General features: G+C 70.4%; 19 protein-coding genes and 2 pseudogenes. 10 read left to right on the top strand and 11 right to left on the bottom strand.

Translation table 11 applies throughout. The annotated features are described in order from the left end of the window. Positions 1 to 155 precede the first annotated feature (155 nt). The 4 genes and pseudogenes from recF to dnaA form a co-directional block, all read right to left on the bottom strand. A pseudogene (gene recF, locus HCJ92_RS00990) lies at positions 156 to 1,379 on the bottom strand (DNA replication/repair protein RecF); the annotation flags it as partial. Positions 1,380 to 1,419: 40 nt separating this feature from the next. Next, complete coding sequence (gnd, locus tag HCJ92_RS00995; protein WP_167931429.1) at positions 1,420 to 2,301, bottom strand: phosphogluconate dehydrogenase (NAD(+)-dependent, decarboxylating); 882 nt, start codon at positions 2,299 to 2,301, stop codon at positions 1,420 to 1,422. 264 nt (positions 2,302 to 2,565) lie between these two features. Next, positions 2,566 to 3,696, bottom strand: a complete 1,131-nt coding sequence (dnaN, locus tag HCJ92_RS01000; RefSeq protein WP_167931430.1) for a DNA polymerase III subunit beta — start codon at positions 3,694 to 3,696, stop codon at positions 2,566 to 2,568. Positions 3,697 to 5,076: 1,380 nt separating this feature from the next. Beyond that, positions 5,077 to 6,942 carry a chromosomal replication initiator protein DnaA gene (gene dnaA / locus HCJ92_RS01005; RefSeq protein WP_167931431.1) on the bottom strand — a complete coding sequence of 622 codons (1,866 nt, stop codon included), beginning with the start codon at positions 6,940 to 6,942 and terminating at the stop codon, positions 5,077 to 5,079. A 430-nt stretch (positions 6,943 to 7,372) separates the two neighbouring features. Between dnaA and rpmH the strand changes: the two genes are divergently transcribed. The 8 genes and pseudogenes from rpmH to HCJ92_RS01045 all read left to right on the top strand — a co-directional run bounded on the left by rpmH (position 7,373) and on the right by HCJ92_RS01045 (position 13,175). Further along, positions 7,373 to 7,510, top strand: a complete 138-nt coding sequence (gene rpmH, locus HCJ92_RS01010) for a 50S ribosomal protein L34 (protein WP_059010105.1) — start codon at positions 7,373 to 7,375, stop codon at positions 7,508 to 7,510. Between the two features lie 25 nt (positions 7,511 to 7,535). Continuing rightward, positions 7,536 to 7,901: a ribonuclease P protein component gene (gene rnpA, locus HCJ92_RS01015; protein ID WP_167931432.1), complete on the top strand. Its 366-nt coding sequence runs from the start codon at positions 7,536 to 7,538 to the stop codon at positions 7,899 to 7,901. Then, positions 7,898 to 8,158 (top strand): annotated as a pseudogene (yidD, locus tag HCJ92_RS01020) (membrane protein insertion efficiency factor YidD); the annotation flags it as partial. The gene rnpA and the pseudogene yidD, both read left to right, overlap by 4 nt. A 39-nt stretch (positions 8,159 to 8,197) precedes the next feature. Further along, entirely contained in the window at positions 8,198 to 9,418 is a 1,221-nt protein-coding gene (yidC, locus tag HCJ92_RS01025; protein WP_167931471.1) for a membrane protein insertase YidC, read from the top strand. A 15-nt stretch (positions 9,419 to 9,433) separates the two neighbouring features. Beyond that, positions 9,434 to 9,943, top strand: a complete 510-nt coding sequence (locus HCJ92_RS01030) for a R3H domain-containing nucleic acid-binding protein (RefSeq protein ID WP_167931434.1) — start codon at positions 9,434 to 9,436, stop codon at positions 9,941 to 9,943. Further along, positions 9,940 to 10,680, top strand: a complete 741-nt coding sequence (gene rsmG, locus HCJ92_RS01035) for a 16S rRNA (guanine(527)-N(7))-methyltransferase RsmG (RefSeq protein WP_167931435.1) — start codon at positions 9,940 to 9,942, stop codon at positions 10,678 to 10,680. Before HCJ92_RS01030 ends, rsmG begins: the two co-directional genes overlap by 4 nt. Positions 10,681 to 11,022: 342 nt before the next feature. Then, positions 11,023 to 12,078: a ParA family protein gene (locus HCJ92_RS01040; protein WP_245240448.1), complete on the top strand. Its 1,056-nt coding sequence runs from the start codon at positions 11,023 to 11,025 to the stop codon at positions 12,076 to 12,078. Next, positions 12,075 to 13,175, top strand: a complete 1,101-nt coding sequence (locus tag HCJ92_RS01045) for a ParB/RepB/Spo0J family partition protein (RefSeq protein WP_167931436.1) — start codon at positions 12,075 to 12,077, stop codon at positions 13,173 to 13,175. The genes HCJ92_RS01040 and HCJ92_RS01045 overlap by 4 nt, the downstream gene beginning before the upstream one ends. A 94-nt stretch (positions 13,176 to 13,269) precedes the next feature. Here HCJ92_RS01045 and trxA read toward each other — a convergent pair whose 3' ends face one another. The 5 genes from trxA to HCJ92_RS01070 all read right to left on the bottom strand — a co-directional run bounded on the left by trxA (position 13,270) and on the right by HCJ92_RS01070 (position 18,409). Then, positions 13,270 to 13,599 carry a thioredoxin gene (trxA, locus tag HCJ92_RS01050; RefSeq protein ID WP_167931437.1) on the bottom strand — a complete coding sequence of 110 codons (330 nt, stop codon included), beginning with the start codon at positions 13,597 to 13,599 and terminating at the stop codon, positions 13,270 to 13,272. 56 nt (positions 13,600 to 13,655) lie between these two features. After that, a complete protein-coding gene (gene trxB, locus HCJ92_RS01055) occupies positions 13,656 to 14,612 on the bottom strand; it encodes a thioredoxin-disulfide reductase (protein ID WP_167931438.1) in 957 nt (318 codons plus the stop codon). A 218-nt stretch (positions 14,613 to 14,830) separates the two neighbouring features. Beyond that, the gene (locus HCJ92_RS01060) at positions 14,831 to 15,835 is read right to left on the bottom strand and encodes an anti-sigma factor family protein (RefSeq protein ID WP_167931439.1); all 1,005 of its coding nucleotides are present in this window, start codon (positions 15,833 to 15,835) and stop codon (positions 14,831 to 14,833) included. Further along, positions 15,832 to 16,575 (bottom strand): RNA polymerase sigma factor SigM, encoded by a 744-nt coding sequence (gene sigM, locus HCJ92_RS01065; protein WP_167931440.1) that lies wholly within the window; start codon positions 16,573 to 16,575, stop codon positions 15,832 to 15,834. The genes HCJ92_RS01060 and sigM overlap by 4 nt, the downstream gene beginning before the upstream one ends. A 142-nt stretch (positions 16,576 to 16,717) precedes the next feature. Further along, positions 16,718 to 18,409, bottom strand: a complete 1,692-nt coding sequence (locus HCJ92_RS01070) for a protein kinase family protein (protein WP_338053958.1) — start codon at positions 18,407 to 18,409, stop codon at positions 16,718 to 16,720. Here HCJ92_RS01070 and HCJ92_RS25480 point away from each other — a divergent pair. Beyond that, positions 18,372 to 18,494: a hypothetical protein gene (locus HCJ92_RS25480; RefSeq protein ID WP_338053960.1), complete on the top strand. Its 123-nt coding sequence runs from the start codon at positions 18,372 to 18,374 to the stop codon at positions 18,492 to 18,494. The genes HCJ92_RS01070 and HCJ92_RS25480 overlap by 38 nt on opposite strands. A 68-nt stretch (positions 18,495 to 18,562) precedes the next feature. Here HCJ92_RS25480 and murJ read toward each other — a convergent pair whose 3' ends face one another. Both murJ and HCJ92_RS01080 read right to left on the bottom strand, forming a co-directional pair. Next, complete coding sequence (gene murJ / locus HCJ92_RS01075) at positions 18,563 to 20,755, bottom strand: murein biosynthesis integral membrane protein MurJ (RefSeq protein ID WP_245240453.1); 2,193 nt, start codon at positions 20,753 to 20,755, stop codon at positions 18,563 to 18,565. A gap of 288 nt (positions 20,756 to 21,043) precedes the next feature. Then, positions 21,044 to 23,551: a DUF6049 family protein gene (locus HCJ92_RS01080; protein WP_245240449.1), complete on the bottom strand. Its 2,508-nt coding sequence runs from the start codon at positions 23,549 to 23,551 to the stop codon at positions 21,044 to 21,046. A 150-nt stretch (positions 23,552 to 23,701) separates the two neighbouring features. Here HCJ92_RS01080 and HCJ92_RS01085 point away from each other — a divergent pair, with 150 nt between their 5' ends. Then, entirely contained in the window at positions 23,702 to 25,159 is a 1,458-nt protein-coding gene (locus HCJ92_RS01085; RefSeq protein WP_167931444.1) for a CCA tRNA nucleotidyltransferase, read from the top strand. Positions 25,160 to 25,236 lie beyond the last annotated feature (77 nt).

A 25,236-nucleotide genomic window follows, 5' to 3' on the forward strand; every position in this document is an offset into this window, starting at 1 on the left:
GGCCGGTGCGCGATGGCTGAGACCGGAGCGGGACGCGGTGAGGGCCGCGAGCAGGAACGTCTCTTCGGCACCGGACCGCGCTCCGGCGGCCCCGCGCCGGACCGCCCGGTGTCCCCGCCGACCGACGCGCGCGATGCGGCGCCTCCCGCCACGGCGACCTGACCGTCCGCCACCTCGAACCGCCGCCCGTCCAACAGCGCCGGCACGTCCTCCGCGACGGCGGCGGTCACCAGGACCTGCTCCCCCGGCGCCACCAGACCGGCGAGCCGCTCGCGCCGCCGCGCGTCCAACTCGGCGAAGACATCGTCGAGTACCAGCACCGGCTCGGGGCCGTCCTGGCACAGCAACGAGTAGCTGGCCAACCGCAGCGCCAGCGCCAGCGACCACGACTCGCCATGGCTGGCGTACCCCTTGGCCGGCAGCCGGCCCAACCGGAGGACCAGTTCATCGCGGTGCGGCCCCACCAGCGTCACCCCGCGCTCGATCTCGCGGGGGCGGGCGGCGGTCAGCGCGGCGGTCAGGCGTCTGTGGAGAACCTCCGGCGAGGGAACCGGCGCGGGCCCCTCAGCGGCGCCGTCGGCCGGCGGCGTGGCGGCGTCCGGGACGGTCACGCTCCCCGCCGGCTCCGGCGCGTCCGCGTCACCGGGCTCCGCGGTATCGGCCGTGGAGCGGTACTCCATCCCTACTGGTCCACCGCCGGGGGCCAGTTGCTCGTACGCCCGGTCCGCCAGCGGCCGGAGCGCGGCCACCAGTTCCAGCCGCTTCCCCAACAGCTCGGCCCCGGTCCTGGCGAGATGCTGGTCCCAGACGTCGAGCGTGGAGAGGTCGACGCCCTTGCCGCCCGACGATCGGCCACCGTGCCGACGTGCCATCGCCGCCGACTTCAACAGCGTGTTCCGCTGCTTGAGCACCCGGTCGTAGTCGGCGCGAACCCCGGCGAGCCGGGGCGCCAGCGCCGTCAGCAGCTCGTCGAGGAAGCGCCTTCGCTCGCCCGGGTCGCCCTTGACCAGACTCAGGTCCTCCGGCGCGAACAGGACGGTCCGCACGATGCCCAGAGCGTCGCGCGGACGGACCTGGGTGGAGCGGTTGATGCGCGCGCGGTTGGCGCGCCCGGGATTCAACTCCAGCTCGACGAGCTGCCTGCGGTCGCCCTCGACCACCGCCGCACGCACCACGGCGCGCTCCGCGCCGGAACGGACCAACGGGCCGTCGGAGGCAACCCGGTGGCTCCCCAGGGTCGCGAGGTAGCCGACTGCCTCGACCAGGTTGGTCTTGCCCTGACCGTTGGGTCCGACGAAGACCGTGACGCCGGGCCCGAGCTCGATCTCCGCCCGCTCGTAGGAGCGGAAGTCGGCGAGCGAGAGATGGGTGACATGCATGGACGAGGTCGAACCCTTCACTGGTCCGGCCCCACGGCGGTCACTTCTGGGTGGACTCCACCGCGTGGCCGCCGAACTGGTTGCGCAGCGCGGCGATCATCTTCATCTGCGGCGCTTCGTCCTGGCGCGACCCGAACCGCGCGAAGAGCGAGGCGGTGATCGCGGGGAGCGGGACGGCGTGGTCGATCGCCGCCTCGACGGTCCAGCGGCCCTCACCGGAGTCCTGGGCGAACCCGCGCAGCGAGGCCAGGTGCTCGTCGTCGTCGAGTGCGCGGACGGCCAGGTCCAGCAGCCAGGAACGGATGACCGTCCCCTCCTGCCAGGAGCGGAAGACCTCGCGGACGTCGGTGACCGAGTCCACGGCCTCCAGCAGCTCCCAACCCTCGGCGAACGCCTGCATCATGGCGTACTCGATGCCGTTGTGGACCATCTTCGCGAAGTGGCCGGCACCGACCTTCCCCGCGTGGACCGCGCCGAACTCGCCCTCGGGCTTGAGGGCGTCGAAGATCGGCTGGACCTTCGCGACATCGGCGGCGTCGCCGCCGTACATCAGCGCGTAGCCGTTCTCCAGCCCCCACACGCCACCCGAGACGCCGCAGTCCACGAAGCCGATACCGCGCTCCGCGAGCTGTGCCGCGTGCGCCTCGTCGTCGGTCCAGCGGGAGTTGCCACCGTCGACGACGACGTCACCGGGGGACAGCAGCGTCGCCAGCTCGTCGATGGTGGCCTGCGTCGCGGCGCCCGCGGGGACCATCACCCACACCACGCGCGGACCGGAGAGCGACCCCACCAGCTCACTCAGGCTGTGGACGTCGGCGATCTCGGCGTTGTGGTCGAAGCCGACGACGGTGTGGCCGGCCCGGCGGATGCGCTCGCGCATGTTGCCGCCCATCTTGCCGAGGCCGATGAGACCGAGCTCCATCGAAAGGACCTTTCTGGTGGTCGTGCCGCTGCCCCGGGGCAGCGTGTTCCGTCTCCGAGAGCCTACGCGTCGAGGGGGCGCGGGCCGTGGGCCCCGCCGGGAAGCCGACCGCGCGGTGTACCGGCCGCCCGCCCGCCGACAGCGCACCGCCCCGGCCTCCGTGGGCCCGGTGGGCGGCGGTGCGCCCCCGGGGACGGGGTCGGGGCGGTGCGTGGCAGTGCGCTTGCGGACGTCGACCGGCCGCGGTCGGCCGCCGTCGGGAAATCAGCCGCTGAGGCGCACCGGCATGATCAGGTACTTGTAGGCGTCGTCGGCCTCCGCGTCGAGCGCGGGGCGACCGCTGAGCAGCGCCGGCTTGGTCGAGGTGGTGAACGACAGCTGGGCGACCGGCGAGTCGATCGCGCTCAGCCCCTCCAGCAGGAAGCCGGGGTTGAACGCGATCGAGACGTCGTCACCCTCCAGGCGGGCGTCGAGCCGCTCCACAGCCTGTGCGTCGTCGCTGGAACCGGCTTCCAGGGTCAGCACCCCCTGCTCGAAGCTCAGCCGGACCGGGGTGTTGCGCTCGGCGACCAGGGCCACCCGCTTGACGGCCTCGACGAACGGCGGGGTCTCGATCACCGCGATCGAGTTGAACTCGGTCGGGAACAGCGTCCGGTACTTGGGGAGGTCGCCCTCCAGCAACCGGGTGGTGGTACGCCGACCGGAGCCCTCGAAACCGATCAGGCCCTCACCCGCGCCGGAGCCGGAGAGCGCCAGCGAGACGGTGTCGCCGCTCGCGAGGGACTTGGCGGTGTCCAGCAGGGTCTTGGCGGGGACCAGGGCGACGGCGGAGGTGTCCGCGGTCTCCGGTTTCCACAGGAACTCGCGGACCGCGAAGCGGTAGCGGTCCGTCGAGGCGAGGGTGACCGTGTCGCCCTCGATCTCGATGCGGACGCCGGTGAGGACCGGGAGGGTGTCGTCACGACCGGCCGCGATGGCGACCTGGCCCACGGCCGACGCGAAGACCTCGGCGGAGATGGTTCCGGCGGTCGTCGGCATCTCGGGCAGCGCCGGGTACTCCTCCACCGGGAGGGTGTGCAGGGTGAAGCGGGACGAGCCGCAGACAAGGCTCACCCGCACGCCGTCCGTGGCCAGCTCCACGGGACGGTTGGGGAGGGCGCGGCAGATGTCGGCGAGCAGCCTGCCGGAGACCAGGACGGTGCCCTCCTCCTCGGTCTCCGCCTCGACGGAGACGCGGGCCGAGACCTCGTAGTCGAAGCCCGAGAGGCTCAGCGAGCCCCCCTCCGCCTTCAGCAGGAGCCCGGCGAGCACCGGAACCGGCGGACGGGCCGGGAGGCTGCGGGCGGCCCAGGCCACCGCCTCGGCGAGCACGTCGCGTTCTACCCGGATCTTCACTTCAGCCGCCTCCTGCTGCTGTTGCTGGCTGCTCGCCTCTCCTGGGCGGCCACCTACTGCTGGGTCCTGCTGCCTGCTGCGTGCAGGTCTCCAGTCTGACGCACCGCACCGACAGTAGGGGCTCGGAGGCGTCAAGTCGCTTCGAGGGGGGTAGACCGGGTCGGGGCCTGGTTATGCACAGCACCCACTTCAAAACGATCTGCGAGCTCTCTATCCGTAGTGGTAGTAGTAGGGCCTGTGGAAACGGTGGATAACCCCCTTTTCGCAGGTCAGCCCCGGTTTTTTATCCACTGCCCCTGTGGGTGGAGCAGTGGAAAAACTGGCCCTGGTTGTGGACGCCCGAACGTTGTGCACAGGCCGTCCCCAGGAAGCCCTCGGTTGTCCCCAGCTCCGTCCCCAGTTTTCGCCGCGTTCTCAACAGGCTGGCGGCAACCTGGCTGTGAGCTGTTTCACTCCTTCCGGCGAGCCCTTGCGTCTGGTTGCCGAACAGTGGACAACCCTGTGGACAGGTTGTGCACAACTACCCTTCCCCTGTGGGCGATGCGCCTCATCCCGTGGACAACCGCAAACCCCCCTGCGGGGCCTCCTGGCGTTGTCCACAGCCTGTGGATCTTCTTGATCCACAAATCCACACCCATCTGACCTGCGGCGACGGCTCCCGGCGCCGAGTGCTGTGGACGAGCCTGCGGACAACTGGCGACGCCCACAGGGTGTGGAGAGAAAAAAGTACGCGAATCTGTGGACGACACCCGTAACCTGCCGTTTTCTCGAACGGCAGGGCCGACACGTTCGAGAAGGGTCGAACGCCGCGACCGCCGTCGGACTGCCGCCGGGACGTCCGAACGGGGGCTGCGGGCCCCCGATTCGGTCGCCGTCAGTGGCCACGGAGGGCGGCGAAACGGCACACTGCAGCCGATCGGCGCCGCGGACGCGCGGGCTGTGTGGTGCTGCTCGTCGTCCGTCGGGACACGGGCGGTGCGCCGCCGGTGCGGCGATGTCGTCCGCGCCGGCCCGCGACGGGAGACGGCCGCGGCGGGGAGTGCGTGCGCGTGGCGCTGCGGCACCTCGTCCGCGGTGGGGGCCAAGCCCGGCCGCGGTGGGCGCCGCCCGGGGACTTACCCGCCTGCGCAGGGGATCTCGGCGGCCTGCGCGGCCGGCGGGCGGGGAGTGCAGCAGACGCGGCGCGGCAGCAGGAGGCGGTGCGGACCAGGGCGGGCCGTGGACCGCTGCGCCCTCCGGGCCACCGAAGCGGTGTCGGGCTCCCCGCGCTCGGCACGTCGGGGCGGGCCGTCACCCTACGGAGCGCCGCTTCCGCCCGAGCAGCGGTCGGCAACGACGCGGCCGTGGTGATCGGCGCGGCCGTCGTGCCGAGCGCGGAGCTCAGCCGTTCTTGATGCGGTTGGTCAGCTCGGTGACCTGGTTGTAGATGGACCGCCGCTCCGCCATGAGCGCGCGGATCTTGCGGTCGGCGTGCATCACGGTGGTGTGGTCACGGCCGCCGAAATGCTGCCCGATCTTGGGCAGCGAGAGGTCCGTGAGCTCCCGGCAGAGGTACATGGCGATCTGCCGCGCCGTCACCAGGATGCGGCTTCGCGAGGAGCCCGCCAGGTCCTCGACGGTGAGCCCGAAGTAGTCGGCGGTGGCGGCGGTGATGGCGTCCGCGGTGATCTCGGGGGTGGCGTGCTCACCCCCGGGGATCAGGTCCTTGAGGACGATCTCCGTCAGCCCCAGGTCGACCGGCTGGCGGTTGAGGCTGGCGAAGGCCGTGACGCGGATGAGTGCGCCCTCCAGCTCGCGGATGTTGCGCGAGATGCGGGAGGCGATGAACTCCAACACCTCGGGCGGCGCGTTCAGCTGCTCCTGGACGGCCTTCTTCCGCAGGATCGCGATCCGGGTCTCCAGCTCGGGCGGCTGGACGTCGGTGATCAGGCCCCACTCGAAGCGGTTGCGCAGCCGGTCCTCCAGCGTGACCAGCTGCTTGGGCGGCCGGTCCGAGGAGAGCACGATCTGCTTGTTCGCGTTGTGCAGGGTGTTGAACGTGTGGAAGAACTCCTCCTGCGTGGACTCCTTGCTGGCGAGGAACTGCACGTCGTCCACGAGCAGGATGTCCATGTCGCGGTACCGCTTGCGGAAGGCGTCGGCCTTGCCGTCGCGGATCGAGTTGATGAACTCGTTGGTGAACTCCTCGGAGGAGACGTACCTCACCCGGGTCCCCGGGTACAGGCTGCGCGCGTAGTGCCCGATGGCGTGCAGCAGGTGCGTCTTGCCCAACCCGGACTCGCCGTAGATGAACAGCGGGTTGTAGGCCTTGGCCGGCGCTTCGGCGACCGCGACCGCTGCCGCGTGCGCGAACCGGTTGGAGGCGCCGATGACGAAGGTGTCGAAGAGGTACTTCGGGTTCAGCCGGGCGGTGGGTTCCGCCGGGCCCACGCTGCCGCCGGACGGGGCGGGCGCCCCGTGGGCGGGAGCGCTCGGTCGGCCGTAGCGCTCGAACCGGGGCCCCGGCATGGGCGCGCTGACGTGGCGCCGGTCGTAGCCGCCCTGGCTCCCGTCGTACGCGTTCTGGTCGTAGGAGTTCTGCTCGTAACCCCCGTCGTACCCGCCCTGGTCGTAACCGCCCGGAGGACGGCCGCCGTGGCCGTGGCCACCCTGGTCGTAGCCGCTCTTCTCGTATCCCTGGTAGGGCTGGTACTCCTCGCGCGGTTCGCGCGTCTCGCGGACGTACTCCTCCCTGCCGTACGGCTCGCGCTGCGCCGGGAGCGGATAGCTCTCCTGCGGCCAGGCGCGGGGGGCGTGCGGGTGGTCCGGATAGGCGGGGCGCGGCACCGGCATCTCGCCCGATCCGTACTCCTGGCCGCCGCCGGACGGGCCGCCTCGCGCACCCTCCCCGCGGGGCTCCGAGCCGTGCCGCGGCTGCTCGTTCTCCGGCGGCGGTGCCGGTTCGGCGCTGCTCACACGCGCGGGCGCCGCCTCGGGGGGCGGCGCGGTGACGGTGATGGCCAGCCTGACGGGATGGCCGCACTCCCGGCTGAGCGCTCCGCTGATCAACGGGGCGAGCCGCCCCTCCAGCACGCTCTTGGCGTACTCGTTGGGAACACCGAGCAGTGCGGTGCCCGACACCAGGGCCAGCGGTTGGCAGTCCTGCAACCAGCGCTGGTCCTTGGGCTCCAGCGCCTGCCCCTCGGAGAGCATGATGGTGAGAGCACGGGGCCACACCGCTGCGAGGTCGGCGGGAAGGTCAGCCACGGGGCACGCTCTCTCGGCTCGCTGGTCACGGATCGCGCCGGCGAGTGCGGAGAAGGTGGGAGCGCCGGGGCTGTGGTTCTGGTTCCGAACACGCCACGGTAGACAGCGCGGGGCGCCCGCATCAAGTCATTGTCCACAGGGTGTGTACAACCGGGTGGCCTGCCACGCCTGGGCGAGTGGGCCGGGAAGGCGCGGTTTGACCCGGAGGGCGACGCGCGCGTACCGTTGCACGGTCGAGTTGTCGACGGCTGGCGCCGCCTGCCTCCGATGGGCAGACTCCCGAACAGGGTCGGAGCCCGAGTGGCTGTGCAGACGCCACAGATCTGGGCACCGCGGGTCCTCGTGGGCGCACGGTGGCAGCCGATCGACTCCCACACCTGGACCGGTGAGCCTCCTTGCCGGGACACCGAAAGATGTACTGGAGCCCCAAGTGAGCAAGCGCACCTTCCAGCCGAACAACCGGCGTCGCGCGAAGACCCACGGCTTCCGGCTGCGCATGCGGACGCGCGCCGGTCGCGCCATCATCGCCACGCGTCGCAGCAAGGGCCGCGCCCGCCTGTCGGCCTGAGTCCCACGACTCAGGTGGTGGAGCAGTGCTGCCTTCCGAGAACCGGCTGAGGCGGCGCGAGGACTTCACAGCTGCTGTACGCGGCGGACGACGGTCCGGTCGCCGGACACTCGTCGTCCACCTCAACGACACGAACCCGCACGGGACAGGGGAGAGCCTCCCCTTGCCGCGTGCGGGTTTCGTCGTGAGCAAGGCCGTGGGGAACTCGGTGGTACGCCACCGTACGCAGCGGCGCCTGCGCCATCTGGTACGGACCCGGCTGCCCCGGCTGCCCGCAGGTAGCCTGGTCGTTGTCCGGGCGTTGCCCGGCGCGGGTGAAGCCTCCTCGGAGCGACTCGCCCGGGACCTCGATGCCGCGCTGACGCGGCTGCTGGGAGAGGTACGACCGTGAAGTACCCGCTGCTTCTACTGATCAAGCTGTATCAGTGGACCATCAGCCCGCTTCTCGGTCCGGTTTGTCGTTACTACCCGTCATGCTCCCATTACGGGTACGGGGCCATTCGGCGACACGGTGCCATCAAGGGCACGGGCCTCACCGCCTGGCGCATCCTGCGCTGCAATCCCTGGTCGTCCGGCGGAGTCGACCACGTCCCACCCCGGAAGCACCCTGTCTGGCACCAGCGCCTGCGCAATCGCTGGCAGCACCGGACCCATACGAATGCCCAAGGAGCCTGACTCGTGGACACGATCAACTCGATCCTCAGTCCCCTCTATTGGATCGTCTCGTGGATCATCGTGCGGTTCCACGACCTCTACAGTCTCGTCTTCGACGAGGGCAGCGGCTGGGCCTGGGGTCTGTCGATCGTCTCCCTCGTGATCGTGATCCGCATCGCACTGATCCCGCTGTTCTTCAAGCAGATCAAGGCGACGCGCAACATGCAGGCGCTGCAGCCGCAGATGAAGAAGATCCAGGAGCGCTACAAGAACGACAAGCAGCGCCAGTCCGAGGAAATGATGAAGCTGTACAAGGAGACGGGTACCAACCCGCTCTCCAGCTGTCTTCCGATCCTCGCGCAGTCGCCGTTCTTCATCGCGCTGTTCCAGGTGCTGAACCACATCGCCGGCAACCGCACGGTCGGCGTGCTCAACGCCGACCAGGTCGCGAGCGCACGTGAGGCCACCATCTTCGGTGCGCCGATCGCCACCAAGTTCATGGACAGCGCCGAGCGCCTCGCGGAGTTCGACGCCTCGCTGACCAACGTGCGCGTCGTCACCGTCATCATGATCATCCTGATGTCGCTGTCGCAGTTCTACACCCAGCGCCAGCTCATGACGAAGAACGTCGACCTCACGGTCAAGACGCCGTTCATGAATCAGCAGAAGATGCTGATGTACGTCTTCCCGATCCTGTTCGCGGTCTTCGGCATCAACTTCCCCGTCGGCGTCCTCATCTACTGGCTCACCACCAACGTGTGGACGCTCGGCCAGCAGATGTACGTGATCAACCGGAACCCGACCCCCGGCAGTCTCGCCTTCCAGCAGCGCCAGGAGCGGCTGCGGAAGAAGGGCAAGCTGAAGGAGGATCCGGTCGAGACCGAGATGCAGGAGCAGATCGAGGAGAGCCGCGCCAACCGGACGCAGCCCAAGCGCAAGTCGAAGTCCCAGCGTCAGGGCGGCGCCCCGCAGGTTCACAAGAAGAACCCGCAGGGGAAGGCCCACGCAGCACGCAACAAGCCGAACGGCGGCTCCACAGCCGGGGGCTCGGACGGTGTCGACCTGGGCAAGGACGGCTCCGCCAAGGACGGCTCCGCCAAGAACGACGCGGGCACGAACGACGGGGGCACGAACGGCTCCGCCAAGAACGACGCGGGCCGGCACGGCTCCGGCAAGAACGGTTCGGGCAAGAACGGCTCGGGCAAGTCCCAGGGCTCCCGTTCCAAGCCCTCCTCTGCCAAGTCCAAGAAGTAAGAAGGAGTCCCCGACGTGTCGGACACCACCACCGCCATCGCAGAGGGCAGCGAGCCGGCCCTGACCCGCCTCGAGCAGGAGGGCGAGGTCGCGGCCGACTACCTGGAGGGTCTGCTCGACATCGCGGACCTCGACGGCGACATCGACATGGACGTCGAGGCCGATCGTGCGCTGGTCTCGATCATGGCCGACGGCAGCCCGAGTGACCTCCAGCGGCTCGTCGGCCGTGAAGGCGAGGTCCTGGAGGCGCTCCAGGAGCTCACCAGGCTCGCCGTGCTCCGGGAGACCGGCGAGCGCAGCCGGCTCATGCTGGACATCGCGGGGCACCGCGAGGCCAAGCGCGCCAAGCTCACCGAGCTGGCCGCGGAGACCGTCGCGCAGGTCAGGGAGACGGGCGAGGCCGTCAAGCTCAAGCCGATGACGCCCTTCGAGCGCAAGGTGGTGCACGACGCCGTCGCGGAGGCCGGGCTCAACAGCGAGTCCGAGGGCGAGGAGCCGCAGCGCCGAGTGGTTGTCCTTCCGTGACCTCGGAGGAGACCGTCGCCGAGCCCGCCGAGCAGCCCGGCCCGCCGCCGGAGGTCGCTCGACGGGTCTTCGGCGACCGGCTTCCTGACGCCGAACGGTACGCCGAGCTCCTGGCGGGGGTCGGCGTGCAACGGGGCCTCATCGGCCCGCGTGAGGTGCCCCGCATCTGGGAGCGTCACCTCCTCAACTGCGCAGTGCTCGGTGAGGTTGTGCCGGAGGGCGTCACGGTCTGCGATGTCGGCTCCGGGGCGGGACTGCCCGGTATTCCACTGGCGCTGGTCCGGCCCGACCTCGAGATCACCCTGCTGGAGCCGTTGCTGCGGCGGACGCGCTTCCTGGAGGAGGTGGTCGAGCTGCTGGGACTCGACCACGTCTCCGTGCTCCGCGGGCGGGCGGAGGAGGTGCTGGGCACCTTCACCCCGGTGCATGTCGTGACCGCGCGCGCCGTCGCTCCGCTGGACCGACTGGCTGGTTGGGGAGTGCCCCTGCTGCGGCCCTACGGTCAGATGCTGGCCATCAAGGGCGACACCGCGAGCGAGGAGCTCAAGTCCGCGCGTGCTGCACTCGGCAAGCTGGGCGTCGTCGACACGGAGGTACTGACGGCGGGCGCCGGAGTTGTGGATCCGCCCGCGACGGTAGTGCGCGTCGAGGCCGGTGAGAGCCCCGGTGGGGTGCGGTTCGCGGCGAAGCGGGCCAAGGCGGCCCGGACCAGTCGCCGCCGCCGGCGGCAACCCTGACCGCCCCGGCCACCCTCGTCGGGCGGCCGATGTGAGACATGACGATGGCGCCTTTCCGGAAGGGGAGGCGCCATCGTCATGTGTGGAGGCGCGTGGTGTCGCTACTCCATACCGGCGGCCGGTCGTGCGCGAGGTGTGTCGTTGCCGCGTGGCGTAGCCATTGCGAGCATCGTGTTTCACGTGAAACGACGCTCGCTGTTGCAGGGAATCATCAGCCGGGGTCGCGATGCGGCCGGACCGAGAGAGCGTGCTGCCGCTCCCCGCAGCCAGGGCGGCAGGTTGTCCGCAGGGCGGCCGTTGTCCACAACTAAGCGGGGCTCGCTGGTTCAGAACACCACCGACATGGCAGTCTTTGAAGCCACGAAGACTGTGAGTGTCGAGGAGAGTGAACCCTTGCGGTCAGACGCCAACATTGCGGGGCCGACGGCCGACCCGGTCCCCGGCCCCCGATCCGAGCAGCCTGACGCCCCCGGCGGGGCGGTCGACGTCGCTCGCGCCGCACCGCCCGGCGGCAACGGGCTCCCGGCGAGCCGTGCCGCCCAGCTGGCGGTCGCAGCCATGCACCGCACCGGTGGTGCCCTGCCCCGGCCCGGGGAGACCCGGGTCATGATCGTGGCAAACCAGAAGGGTGGAGTCGGAAAGACCACCACTACCGTCAACCTGGCGGCCTCGCTCGCGCTGCACGGTGCCCGGGTGCTGGTGGTGGACCTCGACCCGCAGGGCAACGCGTCCACGGCGCTCGGGATCGACCACCATGCGGAGATCCCCTCGATCTACGACGTGCTCGTCGAGGGCCGCCCGCTCTCCGAAGTGGTCCAGCCGGTGATGGACGTGGAGGGGCTCTTCTGCGCTCCCGCAACCATCGACCTGGCGGGGGCTGAGATCGAGCTGGTCTCACTGGTGGCACGCGAGAGTCGGCTGCAGCGCGCGATCAGCAAGTACGAGCAGCCGCTCGACTACATCTTCATCGACTGCCCGCCTTCGCTGGGGCTGCTCACGGTGAACGCCTTGGTGGCGGGGTCCGAGGTCGTCATCCCCATCCAGTGCGAGTACTACGCGCTGGAGGGGTTGGGGCAGCTACTGCGCAACGTGGAGCTGGTCCGCGGTCACCTCAACCCGGATCTGCACGTCTCGACCATCCTGCTGACGATGTACGACGGCCGGACCCGGTTGGCGTCCCAGGTCGCCGAGGAAGTGCGCAGCCACTTCGGGAAGGAGGTGCTGCGCACCAACATTCCACGCTCGGTCCGCATCTCCGAGGCGCCGAGTTACGGGCAGACGGTTCTCACCTATGATCCGGGTTCCAGCGGTGCGCTCTCCTACCTGGAGGCGGCCCGGGAGATCGCGCTGCGGGGTACGTCCTCGCAGCACCAGGAAGCGAGCGAGGGGAAGTTGTGAGCGAACGACGCAGAGGGCTCGGACGTGGGTTGGGGGCGCTGATCCCGGTGGCGCCGCGCAGCGCGGAAGAGACGTCCAAGCCTGCCGGGCCCACCTCGCCCAGTGCTGTCCCGGTGCTGCCTGCCGAGCGCGGCGTCGCGGCATCGGTGATCACCGAGTCGGTTGCCCCAGAGCCGGAGCCGGAGCCATCGGAGCACTCGGTGCAGCCTGTCGTTCCGTCACAGGCGACTGCCGGCACCGCCACCGTGGCGGGCGCCACTTTCGCTGAGCTTCCGCTCGACGCGATCTCCACCAACCCGCGGCAGCCGCGAGAGGTCTTCGACGAGGACGCCTTGGCCGAGCTGGTCACCTCGATCAAGGAAGTGGGTCTTCTCCAGCCCGTCGTGGTGCGGTCCCTGGGCGAAGGGCGCTATGAGCTCATCATGGGGGAGCGGCGGTGGCGTGCCTGCCGCGAGGCCGGGCTGGAGGCGATTCCCTCCATCATCCGGGCGACCGAGGACGACCGGCTGCTGCTGGATGCGCTGCTGGAGAACCTTCACCGTGCCCAGTTGAACCCGCTGGAAGAGGCGGCTGCCTACGACCAGCTGCTGCGAGAGTTCAACTGCACGCACGACGAGCTGGCCGACCGGATCGGCCGGTCCCGGCCGCAGGTTTCCAACACGCTCCGACTGCTGCGGCTCTCCCCTGCGGTGCAGCGTCGAGTGGCCGCCGGGGTGCTCTCCGCCGGTCACGCTCGTGCCCTGCTGTCCGTCGATGACTCGGAGGCTCAGGACAAGCTGGCTCACCGCATCGTCGCGGAGGGACTCTCGGTGCGCGCGGTCGAGGAGATCGTGGCGTTGGAAGGTGGTCGCGCCAAGGGCCGCGGACCCCGTGCCGGTAAGCGGGTCTCGCCTGCGCTGGAGAACCTGGCCGGCCGGCTGTCCGACCGCTTCGAGACCAGGGTGAAGGTCGACCTGGGGCAGAAGAAGGGGAAGCTGGTCGTGGAGTTCGCCTCCATGGAGGATCTGGAGCGCATCCTGGGCCAGCTGGCACCGGGTGAGGGTCGGGTCCTGGGTGACCAGCTGACGAAGGACCCGGGCGGGGAGACGGCTTCCTGAGTCCCGGTAGAACACGACGAAGGGCCTGGCTGTTTCACGTGAAACAGCCAGGCCCTTCTACTGCCCGCAGCGGGCGTACTACCGCCGAGTCGGCTCAGCCGATGAAGTCGGAGAGGTCCTTCTCGATGGCGGCCTTCGGCTTGGCACCGACGATGGTCTTCACGACCTCGCCGCCCTGGTAGACATTCATGGTCGGGATCGACATCACGCCGTACTTCGCCGCCGTCTCCGGGTTCTCATCGACGTTGAGCTTGGCGATGATGATCTTCTCGGACTGCTCGCCGGCGATGGCCTCCAGGGCCGGGGCGATCTGGCGGCACGGGCCGCACCAGGCCGCCCAGAAGTCGACGAGCACCGGCTTGTCGCTCTGGAGGACCTTCTCGGCAAAGTCGGCGTCGGTCACGGTGATGGTGGCATCGGCCATGATGCTCTCCTTCGGATCAGTGGGGGGAGGGACAACTTCGGTGGTGCGGGCGTTGCTCAGACCTCGATGGTCTCGGCAGCGACCAGCGCGGCGAGGTAGCGCTCGGTGTCCAGGGCCGCGGAGCACCCGGTGCCCGCAGCGGTGATCGCCTGCCGGTAGGTGTGGTCGACGACATCTCCGGCGGCGAAGACTCCCGGGATGTTGGTGCGGGTGGAGGGGGAGTCAACCTTGAGGTAACCCTCCTCGTCGAGGTGGAGCTGGTCCTTGAAGAGCTCGACGCGGGGGTCGTGACCGATCGCCACGAACAGCCCGGTCGCCGGCAGCTCCGACGTCTCACCCGTCTTGGTGGACCGCAGCGTCAGCGAGGACAGCTTGTTGTTCTCCTCATGCAGCTCGGCGACCTCGCTGTCCCAGATGAACTTGATCTTGGGGTCGGCGAGCGCACGCTCCTGCATGGCCTTGGAGGCCCGCAGTGTGTCCCGGCGGTGCACGATCGTCACGGTGTTGGCGAACCGCGAGAGGAAGGTTGCCTCCTCCATCGCGGTGTCGCCACCGCCGACCACCACGATGTCGTGCTCACGGAAGAAGAAGCCGTCGCAGGTGGCACAGTAGGAGACGCCACGCCCCGAGAGCTCGTCCTCGCGTGCGATTCCCAGCTTGCGGTGCTGCGAACCCGTGGTGACGATCACGGCGCGAGCCTCATGGACCGTGCCCACGCTGTCGGTGACGCGCTTGATCTGACCGGTGAGGTCTACCGCCACCACGTCATCCGCGATCAGTTCGGCGCCGAACCGCTCCGCCTGGGCGCGCATGTTGTCCATGAGGTCAGGCCCCATGATCCCCTCACGGAAACCGGGGAAGTTCTCGACCTCTGTGGTCGTCATCAGCGCACCGCCTGCGGCGACACCGCCTTCGAAGACCAGCGGCTTCAGCGATGCGCGCGCCGCGTACAGCGCTGCCGTGTAGCCGGCCGGGCCGGAACCGATGACGATCACATTGCGGACATCGCTCACAGGGCCTCATCCTTGTCTGCTGGGTTCTCGGGTCCTGCCTGCCGACCCCGTTCAGGGCCCGCAGTCCCATAACGGATCCTAGGGCCCCGATCATTCCCAGCAGGGGCCCGGTCCGGTTCCGTCGCCCTGGCGCGTGTCACCCCCGCACGCCCGTTCGCGGTTCGCGAGGCGATGCCTGCCCAGCAGTGGGCAGGGGGTGCTTCGTGGAATGCGGGATCTCAGGCGCGAGGGTAGGTGTCAGCGTGCAGGACCACGCCGGCCTCGCTCGGCTGCTCGATCGCGCAAGCCGCGTCGATGACGAAGACATCGACCGATTCGTCGTCCCCACGATCCGGCAGTACCAGGACGTACGAGTCCACTCCCTCGTACTCGTAGTGGTCTGCCACCGCCAAGGGCTGATCCTGGCGCCCGGTGGCTGCCAGCACGCACTCCGGGGCGCCGCTCTCTGCCAGTGGGCCCTCGTCGAGAGACTCGGCGGGGGTTTCGCCGCCGGGAGTGCCACCCTGTGTCGTCAGCTCCCCTGGCGGTCCGGATTCGGGGCTCGACGGCGGCGCCTCGCTCTGAGGATCGGGCTCGGGCGCTTCCGTAGACGGGGGAACCGACTCGGTCACGGTGCCCCCGGAGTCGGCGGCAGGTGCCGTGAGCAGTTCCTGCACCTCGGTTTCGAGGGCTTCCGAGTCGATCTGCTCGGAGAACATCTCAGGGTCCTCCGAAGACGCCCCCTCCAGCGCGCCGGCCGTGACCTCCGAGCCGTTCGGTTCCTGCCCCAGGCTCTGTGCGATGAGTCCGCCGGCACCGAGTGCGATCACTGCACCCACCGCGGCCAGCAGATAGTGGCGGCGGCGACCTGATCGGGCGCCATCGGAGCCGGTCGCGGGTACGGCCTGCTCGTCGGTCGGCGGCTGCACGTGCCGGATGGACCCGGCCGTGGGGTCCGGCCGCGTCGCGGAGGAGGCGGGCTCTGCGGAGGGAGCTGTTTCACGTGAAACGCGGGTCGCCTCTCTGGCGAGTGCAGCGTTGATGCGCTCGGCGACCTCGGCGGGCATTGGCCCGGGCGGATCCAACAGCGGTAGTTCGGCCGAGAGCGCTTCCAGGTCCTGGAGGACGGCGGTACACCGTGGGCAGCCAAGAAGGTGGTTCCGCACCGCAGTGGACTCTGTCGGGTCGAGGAGGTCCTCGCCGAGTGCCGCCAGTTCTGCGGGATCGGGGTGTGCTTCCTTCACTGACGTCCACCTCCGCCCTGGATCGCGCCGGTGTCTCCGGTGTCTCTCGTTGGTGGGACGGACGGCTCCGCCGTCCGGTTCCGTGCGCTCCTCGCTCGACCCGGTGGCTCCGCACCGCCGCCGCTCCCGCCGTCGCAGGCGGTCGGGGCAGTCGGGGCGACGTTCGCGCTCGCGTCGCCGGTGGGATCTCGTGGATGGAGATGGCGGACTGCGGGAAGCAGGCGGGCGCGGCCACGGGCGCATCGGCTCTTCACGGTGCCCACCGGTACACCGAGGATCTCGGCCGCCTCGGCCACGGGGTACCCCTCCATGTCCACCAGAACCAGTGCCGCACGTTGCTCGGGCGGCAGGGTGTCGAGCGCTTCGCGCAGCTCGCGCCGCAGGTCGTGCCGCTCGGCCGGCCCGGCGGCGGACTCGTGGGGCTCCAGGAGGGCCTCCAGGCGCTCCTGCTCCGGCATGGTCGTCGACCGTCGGCTCTTCGCTTTGCGAGCCCGGTCCAGGCAGGCGTTGACCGTGATGCGGTGCAGCCATGTCGTCACCGCCGCCTGCCCCCGGAACGACCCCGCCGCCCGATAGGCGGACACCAAGGCGTCCTGTACGGCGTCGGCGGCCTCTTCGGGGTCGCTCAGCGTCCGACGGGCCACGGCCCAGAGCCGGTCACGATGGCGCCGGACGATCTCGCCGAAGGCATCGGGGTCGCCGGCCACGTGGCGCGCGAGGAGCTCTTCGTCGGATGGCACCCGGCCGGGCTCCCTTCGGTGGCAGCGAGAGGTCCGCACTGCGGCCCGGAGCCGACCGCGCGGACCGTTCGCGTGCTGGCGGCTGTCGGCGTCAGAGCCGTGGACCGGCCCGACAGGGTCGGCCGGTGGACCTCGGCTGTCGCTAGTTGGACACAGTGACGTTGGTGATGCGGCCACGGTAGTTGCCGTCGTCGCCGCGCGGCAGTTCGGTGAGCCACACCAGAAGGTACTGGGACTCCACTGCGTCCTCCGCGGTCAGGGTCACCGAGGAACCGACCGCCTCGGTAACCGCTGAGAAATCCTCGAAGTTCCCCGGGGTGCCGGTCGCGGAGGTGTCGGCGGCGAGCAACTGCATCGCGTGCTGCCCGATCGCGTCGACGGTCACCGAGGAGACCTGTCGGGGCTCGCCCAGGTCCAGGATCAGGCCGAGACCGGGCTTCAGGTTCCCGAAGCCGGGGCCGAAGTAGTTCCGGGTGTGCCAGAAGGTGCTGGGATCGCCGTCGATCACATAGGAGGCGGCGTCCGGGTTCTGCGAGCCGGTCTCCCCGAAGGGGTCGAAGTCGCGTACCGCGGTCACCGGCAGCGGTCCGCTCCCGACCTGGCCCGGTGCTTCGTCCCCGGGAGCCTCCGGCTGTGGCTGGTCGGGCGGCGACGGGGTCGAAGCGGGGGTGTCGCTGCCCATGAGTGCGTCGGCGATCTGCCAACTGCCGAGGCCGAGAGCGGCGATGAGCAGAGCCGACACTCCCCATTTGAGGGCACTGCCCATGCGGCCCGGCAGTGCGGGCGGCGCCGCCGCGGCGAGTGGCAACGGTCCGTGTGCGGTCGGCACGCGGGGGCCGCCCGCATAGGTGCCCTGCTGATAGGTGGTCGGCTGGTAGCCGCCGAGCAGGTTCGTCTCGGGCTCGGGCGGACGGATCCGGGGCATCGCGTCGAGGGCGGAGATGAGGTCGACCGCCGTGACACACGGGGGCTTCTCGCTGGCCGCTGTCGCGCCGTCGTTCACGAGCGCCCGCATGGCGAGGTCCGACAGGCCGCGGTGGACTCCGGCACGGACCTGCTCGGGGGTGGCGAGGCTGTCCCGGGAGTTGCGGTCGAGGCCGGCGACCCCGCGCAGACCGTAGGCGCCGTCGGGATAGGGCCACCGCTGAGTGAGCGCGGCGTAGAGCAACGCGCCGGCGGCCTCGGTGTCGGTGCGCTGCGGCTGTTCGGCGGTGATGCCACGCAGGGCGGCGTCCACCGCCAGACCGCGGATGCGGAACAGGCCGACGCCGGTGCGGAGGACGGTACCCGGGGTGAGCCGCAGGTGGGCGAGTCCGGCCCGGTGGGCAGCCGCCATGCCGGCGGACACCTGCCGGATCATCTCGTACGTCTCGTGCGTCTCCAGCGCTCCGGTCTGAAGCAGCGTGGAGAGCGGTGTGGCGTCGGGGAGCCACTCGTGGATGACGTGGACGAGGTCGCCGTGCCGGTCGGCGTCCAGCACCTGGACGAAGCGCGCGTCGGCCAGCAGGGCGGTCGAGCGAGCGGCGTCCAGGACCGCGGCGCTCCGCGGGTGGTCGGCCGGAAGGACGTGGACACCGACGGCGCGTCTGAGTTTCTCGTCCACCGCACGCCAGCTGCTGAACCCGTCCAGACGGGTGATGCACTCCTCCAACCGATACCGTTTGGCCAGTTTGTGACCACTGTGGAGGTCGGAGAACGAGCGCTCTGCGTCACTCCTCGACCGGCCCCTGCGGCTGCCGCCCGGAGTGGGACGTGATGCGGAAGGTGTCCGGTCCGGGCTGTCCGCCGGTGGGCCCGTGGCGGTGTCGCCGCTGGTGGCGGCGTCTCCGGAGATCTTCGATGCGTCCGCGGCCGTGATCCGTTCCGCCACCGTCGATTCCGCCTCCCCGGTCCTGGCCGCAGCCGCTGACGAGTACTGACCCAGTCAATTGTGCCGTCCCTCCGGCACTCTGCACGACACGTACTGGTGGACGGAGGTTGTACGGGATCAGCGTCCGAGTCGTGCGCGCACCATACCGACCATCGCGTTGAGCTCCTCGATGCGCATCTTCCGTGCGGCGATGTAGAACACCGCGAGCAGCACGAGCGAGCCGCCCGCGAGGGCCGCCAGCGAGCCCACCATGCCGTAGCCGAGGGCCTGGGTGATGGCGTAGCCCGCGGCGCCGCCCAGCAGTGCCGCGGGGATCGCCGCGCCGCAGAGCCGGATGTAGGTGCGCACGACCCGGGAGCCGTCGAGGTCGGTGCCGATGCGCTTCTTCAGCAGTCGCCAGGCGATGCCGACGCCGAAGCCGTACGCGATGCCGTAGCTGAAGGCGATGCCGGCGACCACCCAGCGGTCCGGCAGGACGAAGAAGGACGCGGCGGAGAGCGCGATCCACACGGCGGAGACCACGACGGTGTTGTAGAACGGCGTCTTGGTGTCCTCGTAGGCGTAGAACGCGCGGAGGACGACGTACTGCGCCGAGAACGGGATCAGCCCCAGACCGAACGCCATCAGGATGTAACCGAAGGACCGCGCGCCCTCCTCACCTGCCGAGCCGAACAGCAGGGTGCACATCGGCACGCCGAGGGCCAGGAACGCGAAGGCGATCGGGACGATGGCGACGGCCGAGGTACGCAGTCCGTGCGACAGGTCGTCCCGTACGGCGGCGTTGTCGCCGTCCGCCGCGGCGCGCGAGATGCGTGGCAGCAGGGCGGCCATGATGGAGACCGTGATGATGGCCTGCGGCATCTGCCAGATCAGCAGGGCGCTGCTGTAGGCGATGAAGCCGGTGCCGGGGTAGCCGGCGGCCTCCGCGTTGGCGCCCGCCCAGGTGGAGAACTGGGAGACGGCGACCAGACCGACCTGGTTGGCGAGGACGAACAGGACCGTCCACTTGGCGAGCTTCATCGCCTTGCCCATGCCGTGGCCGACCCAGTCGAACCGGGGACGGATCCGGAAGCCGGTGGCCTGGAGGTAGGGGATCATCGCCAGCGCCTGGACGGTGAGGCCGAGCAGCGTGCCGATGCCCAGCAGGCGGATGCCCTCGCCGCTGATGGATTCCGCCGAGAGGCCCGAGCTGCTCTGGGTGCCGTAGACCCAGATGAACATGCCGAAGGTGAAGATCACGACGATGTTGTTGAGGACCGGGGTCCACATCATCGGTCCGAAGCGGTCGCGTGCGTTGAGGATCTGCCCCATGATCACGTGGACGCCCATGAAGAAGATCGTGGGCAGGCAGTAGCGGGCGAACGCGATCGCGACCTCACCGGCCGCCGGGTCGCCGGCGATCTTCGGCGACATCATCCGGATCAGCCAGGGGGCGATCACCACGGAGATGATCACCAGGACCGCGAGGATGACCATCACCAGGGTCAGCAGCCGGTTGGCGTACGCCTCGCCGCCGTCCTCGTCGTTCTTCATGGAGCGGACGAGCTGGGGGACGAAGACGGAGTTGAGACCGCCCCCGATGGTGAGGATGTAGATCATCGACGGCAGTGCCCAGGCCACGGCGTAGGTGTCGCCGAGTACGGCGGCGCCCAGCGCGGCGACCAGGATCAGCTGCCGGATGAAGCCGGTGGCGCGGGAGACGAGGGTGCCGGCCGCCATGATGGCGCTGGACTTGAGGATGCTGGCGGCCTTGCCGGGCTTGCGCGGCGCCGGTTGGCTCTCCGCGACGGCCTCCGTGCCGCTCTCCGCGGGCCCGGGGACCGCGGGTGCGGTCGGGGCGGCGGCACGCGGGCCGGCTGCGTGCTGGTCCCGGTAGAGGTTGGCGAAAGCGTCGCGCTCGCCGCCGGAGCCCTGGCCGCCTCGGTCGTCCTCGGCCGGGTGGCCGTAGGGACTGCGCGAGTCGTACCGGTTGCCCGGGGCCTCGGGGGCGTGGGCCGGGGCGGCGCCGAACCCGGTGGGGCCGTGGGGCTCCGCAGGGTAGCCGCCGTGTCCGCCGGGGCCGGCGACACCCGGCGGTGGTGCGAGGCGTGCGCCCGGTCCACCCTGAGGGGGACCGGAACGGTCGTCCTGGTGCCTGGCCCAGAGTCGGGGGTCGGGCGGCGCGTGGGGCCCGGGGGGGTAGCCGCCGGGAGGTGCCTGGGGGCCGGGCGGGTAGCCGCCCGGGGGCTGGTGCCGCCCCTGGTCACCGTGACCGGCGCCGGGCGGAGGGGCGCCCCCGTAGCGTGGGTCCTCGACCGGGTCCTGCCGCATCGGGTCCCGTTGGGCGTAGGGGTCGTTCCGGTAGCTCGGCGTCACGTACGGGTCGCCGCCGGGCAGTGGACCGTTCGCCGGGGGGTACGACGTCTCGTCGCCGCCGGAGTCGGAGGCACCGTTCCCGTTCTCGTGCCCGTGCTCACGGTCGTATGGCGCTTGCATCGCTACCCCTCAGTGTCACCGGTGCGTCCGCACCGGTGGTCCCGGTCTTCTTGCTGCCTGCCGGGGCCGTCCGGGCAGGTGCGGTTCCGCTGCCGGGGCCGCGAGGCGGCCGACGGCAGGACGTCATGCGTCGCGGTCCGGCCCGTCGCGGTCCAGCTTCTCACTCCGCTCGGCACCCTCGGCCTCGGCGCCGCCGATGTCGGCCGCGGACTCACCCGCCGGGAGCCCTTCGGCGGCCTCCTGGCCGGCGGGCTCCGCGTCCGGTGCGGCAGCCGCGTCGCCGGGTGCTCCGGCCGTGCCGGCGCGGCTCTCACCGTCCGCACCGGACGTCGGCACGGGCTCGCCTGCGGGCTTCCCGTCACCGGCGGTCGCAGCGGTCGCAGCGGTCGCAGTGGTCGCGGCGGGGCCGGCAGCCGGCTCGGGGCCGTCATCGACAACCGTCGTGCCCGCTTCACCGTCGTCACCGCGCTCGGCCGCCGCGATGCGCTTCCGCTGCGTGTACATCCGGATTCCGGCGAGAACGACCAGCAGCAGCCCCACTCCGATGACCATGAGCACCGTGGAGGTGATCGAGGTCACCTGGGCCTGGAACCGCATGGCCTCGCCGTACGGCTTGCCGTCGGGCGTGTAGAGCTGTGCCTCCAGGAACGCCTTGCCGTTGGCCCGGGAGTTCGCCTCGAACTTCACCGACTGGCTGAGTCCCCCGCCGATGCTCACGTCCTGCGGGCCGGAGACCTCCAGCCCCAGTCGGCGACTGGAGGTCAGCCGGAGCTCGAGCCCCCGCACGTCCTGGAGCAGGCCGTTCTCGACCGTCACCGGGATCGTGGCGCTGCGGCCGGACAGGGTGATCCTGGTCTTCGGGATCAGCGAGACCTGCTCGGTCAGCTGCACCAGCTGGTTCTGGACCGAGGAGCGGTACCGCGCCGCCGCGCTCTCGCGGTCCCGCCACGCGGTGGACATCTCCCGCTGGATGGCGCTGCCGAACGGCACGACGACACGGTCCGGCTCGCTGAGAATGGCCGAGAAGTCGTTCAGGGTGCGCCTGGTCTCCCGCATCGCCTGAAAGGCGTGGACGGGCAGTTCCTGTGCGCGCAGCTCCGCCGGGTACTCGTCGGCCGCAGGCACCTGACCGCCGGCGCCCGGGTCGGGCGCGGCGTCCGCGGTCTCAGTGAGGTCGGCGAACTCGATCCAGTGCCCGTCGTTGCGGAGCGAGGTCAGCGACTCGGCCATCGCCTGGACCTGCGAGCTGGTCGGCATGCGCTGCGGCGCCAGCAGGATGTTGCGCTCGAGCTCCGGGTCCTGACCGTGGATGGCGAGGGTGTGGGCCAGCAGCAGCTGGTGTGCCTGGGCGACGTTGCCGGGGCGGCTCATGTCCGCCTGGAAGAGCTGGGAGAGGCGACTGTCCGCGACGAGCGCGGTGATCCCGCCTCCGATGGGCCGCGGGGCCGACGGCGTGTGCGACAGCCCGTCCGCGTGCCGCAGGGAATCGCTCCGGGTGATCACGTTGCCCGCGTTGGCGGAGGTGGCGACGGACACGATCTCGGGATCGATCGCCCCCTCGACCGGCCACGCGAAGTCCGTCGTGGGTTCCACGCCGAGCACGGTCTCCACTGTGGGCGCTGCCATGCGGGTGGCGTCCTTGAGCTGCCCGAGGCTGCCCGGGACGTCCTTGCCGTGGTGCGCCAGCGACGCCAGGTCGGGGTCGGCGAACGGCAGCGCGACCACCTCCCGGTCCTCGACGGCCTCCTGGAGCTGCAGCAGCCAGTTGCGCGCGACTTCCTGCCCACGCCCGGCGATGGGCCCGTCCGCCCCCTGCACGAGGTACTCCTCGGCCATGGCGTCCACGGAGGCGAGCAGGTCCGGGTCGACCACCCAGGTGACGGGGAGGTCCGCACCGAGGGTGACGAGCTGGTAGAGCCGACCACCGGGGGAGATCTCCGACAGCAGCGCGTCGTCGCTGAGTATCGGGACCTGGCCCTCGTCGGTCTGCGGATTGAGATGGGTGGTGGAGATCAGCGGCCACAGCACGGTGAGGTTGGTGCCCGGCTCGTCCGGCAGATCGTCGTCGTCTGCGATCCAGGGCAGCAACGTCCTTCCGACACCCAGGACTTGGTCCCACTGCTCGTTCTCGGTCCGGCCCGTCAGGGAGAGCGCCAGCTGGTAGACGCCGGTGTCGCCGAGCTCCAGTTCCGAGACCGGTACGCGCAGTGTGAAGCTGCGGGACAGACCCGGCGGGACGGTGTCGACGTCGACGCCGTGGCCACGGATCAGGCCGCCGTCCTGGGTGACGTCGAACCCGTCACGCGCAAGCGCTCCGTCGATGTCGTCGCGGCCGGCGAGCGCCACTGCCTGACGGGGGGCGATCGACGAGTCGACGATGGGGGAGTCACCGTTGTTGGTGACGGTTCCCCGGACCGTCACCGAACCGGTCCTGGTCGGATTGGCGGGCGTCAGGGAAGTGACGCTTACGGAGGCGGTCTCGGTGCCGGCCCCGGCTTCGAACGTCCGGCTTTCCGTGAGGGTCGTACCGACGCCGCTCGGTGCCGCCACCGCGGTGGGACCGGCGAGAACCGGGACGACCGCGAGGAGTAGCACCAGCGCTCGCCGGCAGCTCAGGGGAAAGCGGGACATCCTCGGTGCAGCCTCGGCCACGCACACGCCTCGATCCTTCGTCCCGTCGTGCAGCTGTGCTCATCGTAGCGACCCGTGAACGCCCCACGCGCCCGCTACCCGGACGGCGGCCGGGCGGGCCGGACACGTCGCCACGTACCCTGTCCTGTTGTGCCGAACAAGCAGAATGCGACCCCCGACACCACGCGCCAGGACGACCTCGGGCCGGCCCCGCGGCAAGCTGTGAGCGAGCTGTTGCGCGTTTCACCCGTTGCCGACGATCTTGCCAGGCGTTTCAACGAGGCCGGGTACTCACTCGCGCTGGTGGGGGGTTCTGTCCGTGACGCCCTGCTGGGGCGTCTCGGGAACGACCTGGACTTCACCACGGACGCCCGCCCCGACGACGTGCTCCGGCTGGTCCGGCCGTGGGCGGACGCTGTCTGGGAGGTGGGCATCGCCTTCGGCACCGTGGGCTGTCAGAAACAGGACTTCCAGATCGAGATCACCACCTATCGCTCAGAGGCGTACGACCGGACGTCGCGCAAGCCGTCGGTGAGCTACGGCGACTCGATCGAGGAGGATCTCGTCCGACGGGACTTCACCGTCAACGCCATGGCGGTGGCGCTGCCCGAGAAGGTCTTCATCGACCCCCACAACGGGCTGGAGGACTTGGCGGCGCGTACCTTGCGCACGCCCGGCACTCCGGAGGACTCCTTCTCCGACGACCCGCTCCGCATGATGCGCGCCGCCCGCTTCGCCGCACAGCTCGGGTTCGAGGTGGCGCCCGAGGTGGTCGCCGCCATGACCGACATGGCGGACCGGATCGACATCGTCTCGGCAGAACGGGTCCGGGACGAGCTCAACAAGCTGCTGCTCGCCGCTCGGCCGCGCCCCGGGCTGGCGCTGCTGGTGGACACCGGGCTCGCTGCCAGGGTGCTGCCGGAGCTGCCGGCGCTGCGGTTGGAACGGGACGAGCACCACCGTCACAAGGACGTGTACGAGCACAGCCTGATCGTGCTGGAGCAGGCCATCGACCTGGAGGACGATGGCCCTGACCTCACACTTCGGCTCGCGGCACTGCTGCACGACATCGGCAAGCCCCGTACGCGGCGCTTCGAGTCCGACGGCCGGGTCTCCTTCCACCACCACGAGGTGGTGGGCGCCAAGATGACCAAGGCGCGCATGACCAAGCTCAAGTACCCCACGCAGCTGGTCAAGGAGGTCTCCCGTCTCGTCGAGCTGCACCTGCGGTTCCACGGTTACGGCAGCGGCGAGTGGACCGACTCTGCGGTACGACGGTACGTGCGGGACGGAGGCCCGTTGCTGGACCGTCTGCACAAGCTGACCCGCTCCGACTGCACCACGCGCAACAAGCGCAAGGCGGCTGCGCTCTCCCGTGCCTACGACGGGTTGGAGGAGCGCATCGCGCGGTTGCAGGAGCAGGAGGAGCTCGACGCCATCCGGCCCGACCTCGACGGCAACGACATCATGCGGATCCTCAATGTCTCCCCGGGTCCGCAGATCGGGCGGGCTTACGCCTTCCTGCTGGAGCTGCGGCTGGAGAAGGGCCCGCTGGGTCCGGAAGCCGCGGAGGCCGAACTGCGGGAGTGGTGGGCCGCGCAGGCGTAGCGCGCCTGCCACGGCCGATCAACGGCAGCTGGGAAACAGCGCGACCGGGGGGGGTGTGGTTTCACGTGAAACCACAC

The sequence above is a fragment of the Streptomyces spiramenti genome (assembly GCF_012034385.1).
Taxonomy (GTDB): Bacteria; Actinomycetota; Actinomycetes; order Streptomycetales; family Streptomycetaceae; genus Streptomyces; species Streptomyces spiramenti.

What these genes read in the sequence shown, in the direction of transcription:
- HCJ92_RS01040 (WP_245240448.1), top strand. Translation starts at nt 11,023, where the DNA reads ATGGCAGTCTTTGAAGCCACGAAGACTGTGAGTGTCGAGGAGAGTGAA.
- HCJ92_RS01080 (WP_245240449.1), bottom strand. Translation starts at nt 23,551, where the DNA reads ATGTCCCGCTTTCCCCTGAGCTGCCGGCGAGCGCTGGTGCTACTCCTC.
- trxA (WP_167931437.1), bottom strand. Translation starts at nt 13,599, where the DNA reads ATGGCCGATGCCACCATCACCGTGACCGACGCCGACTTTGCCGAGAAG.
- gnd (WP_167931429.1), bottom strand. Translation starts at nt 2,301, where the DNA reads ATGGAGCTCGGTCTCATCGGCCTCGGCAAGATGGGCGGCAACATGCGC.
- murJ (WP_245240453.1), bottom strand. Translation starts at nt 20,755, where the DNA reads ATGCGGCAGGACCCGGTCGAGGACCCACGCTACGGGGGCGCCCCTCCG.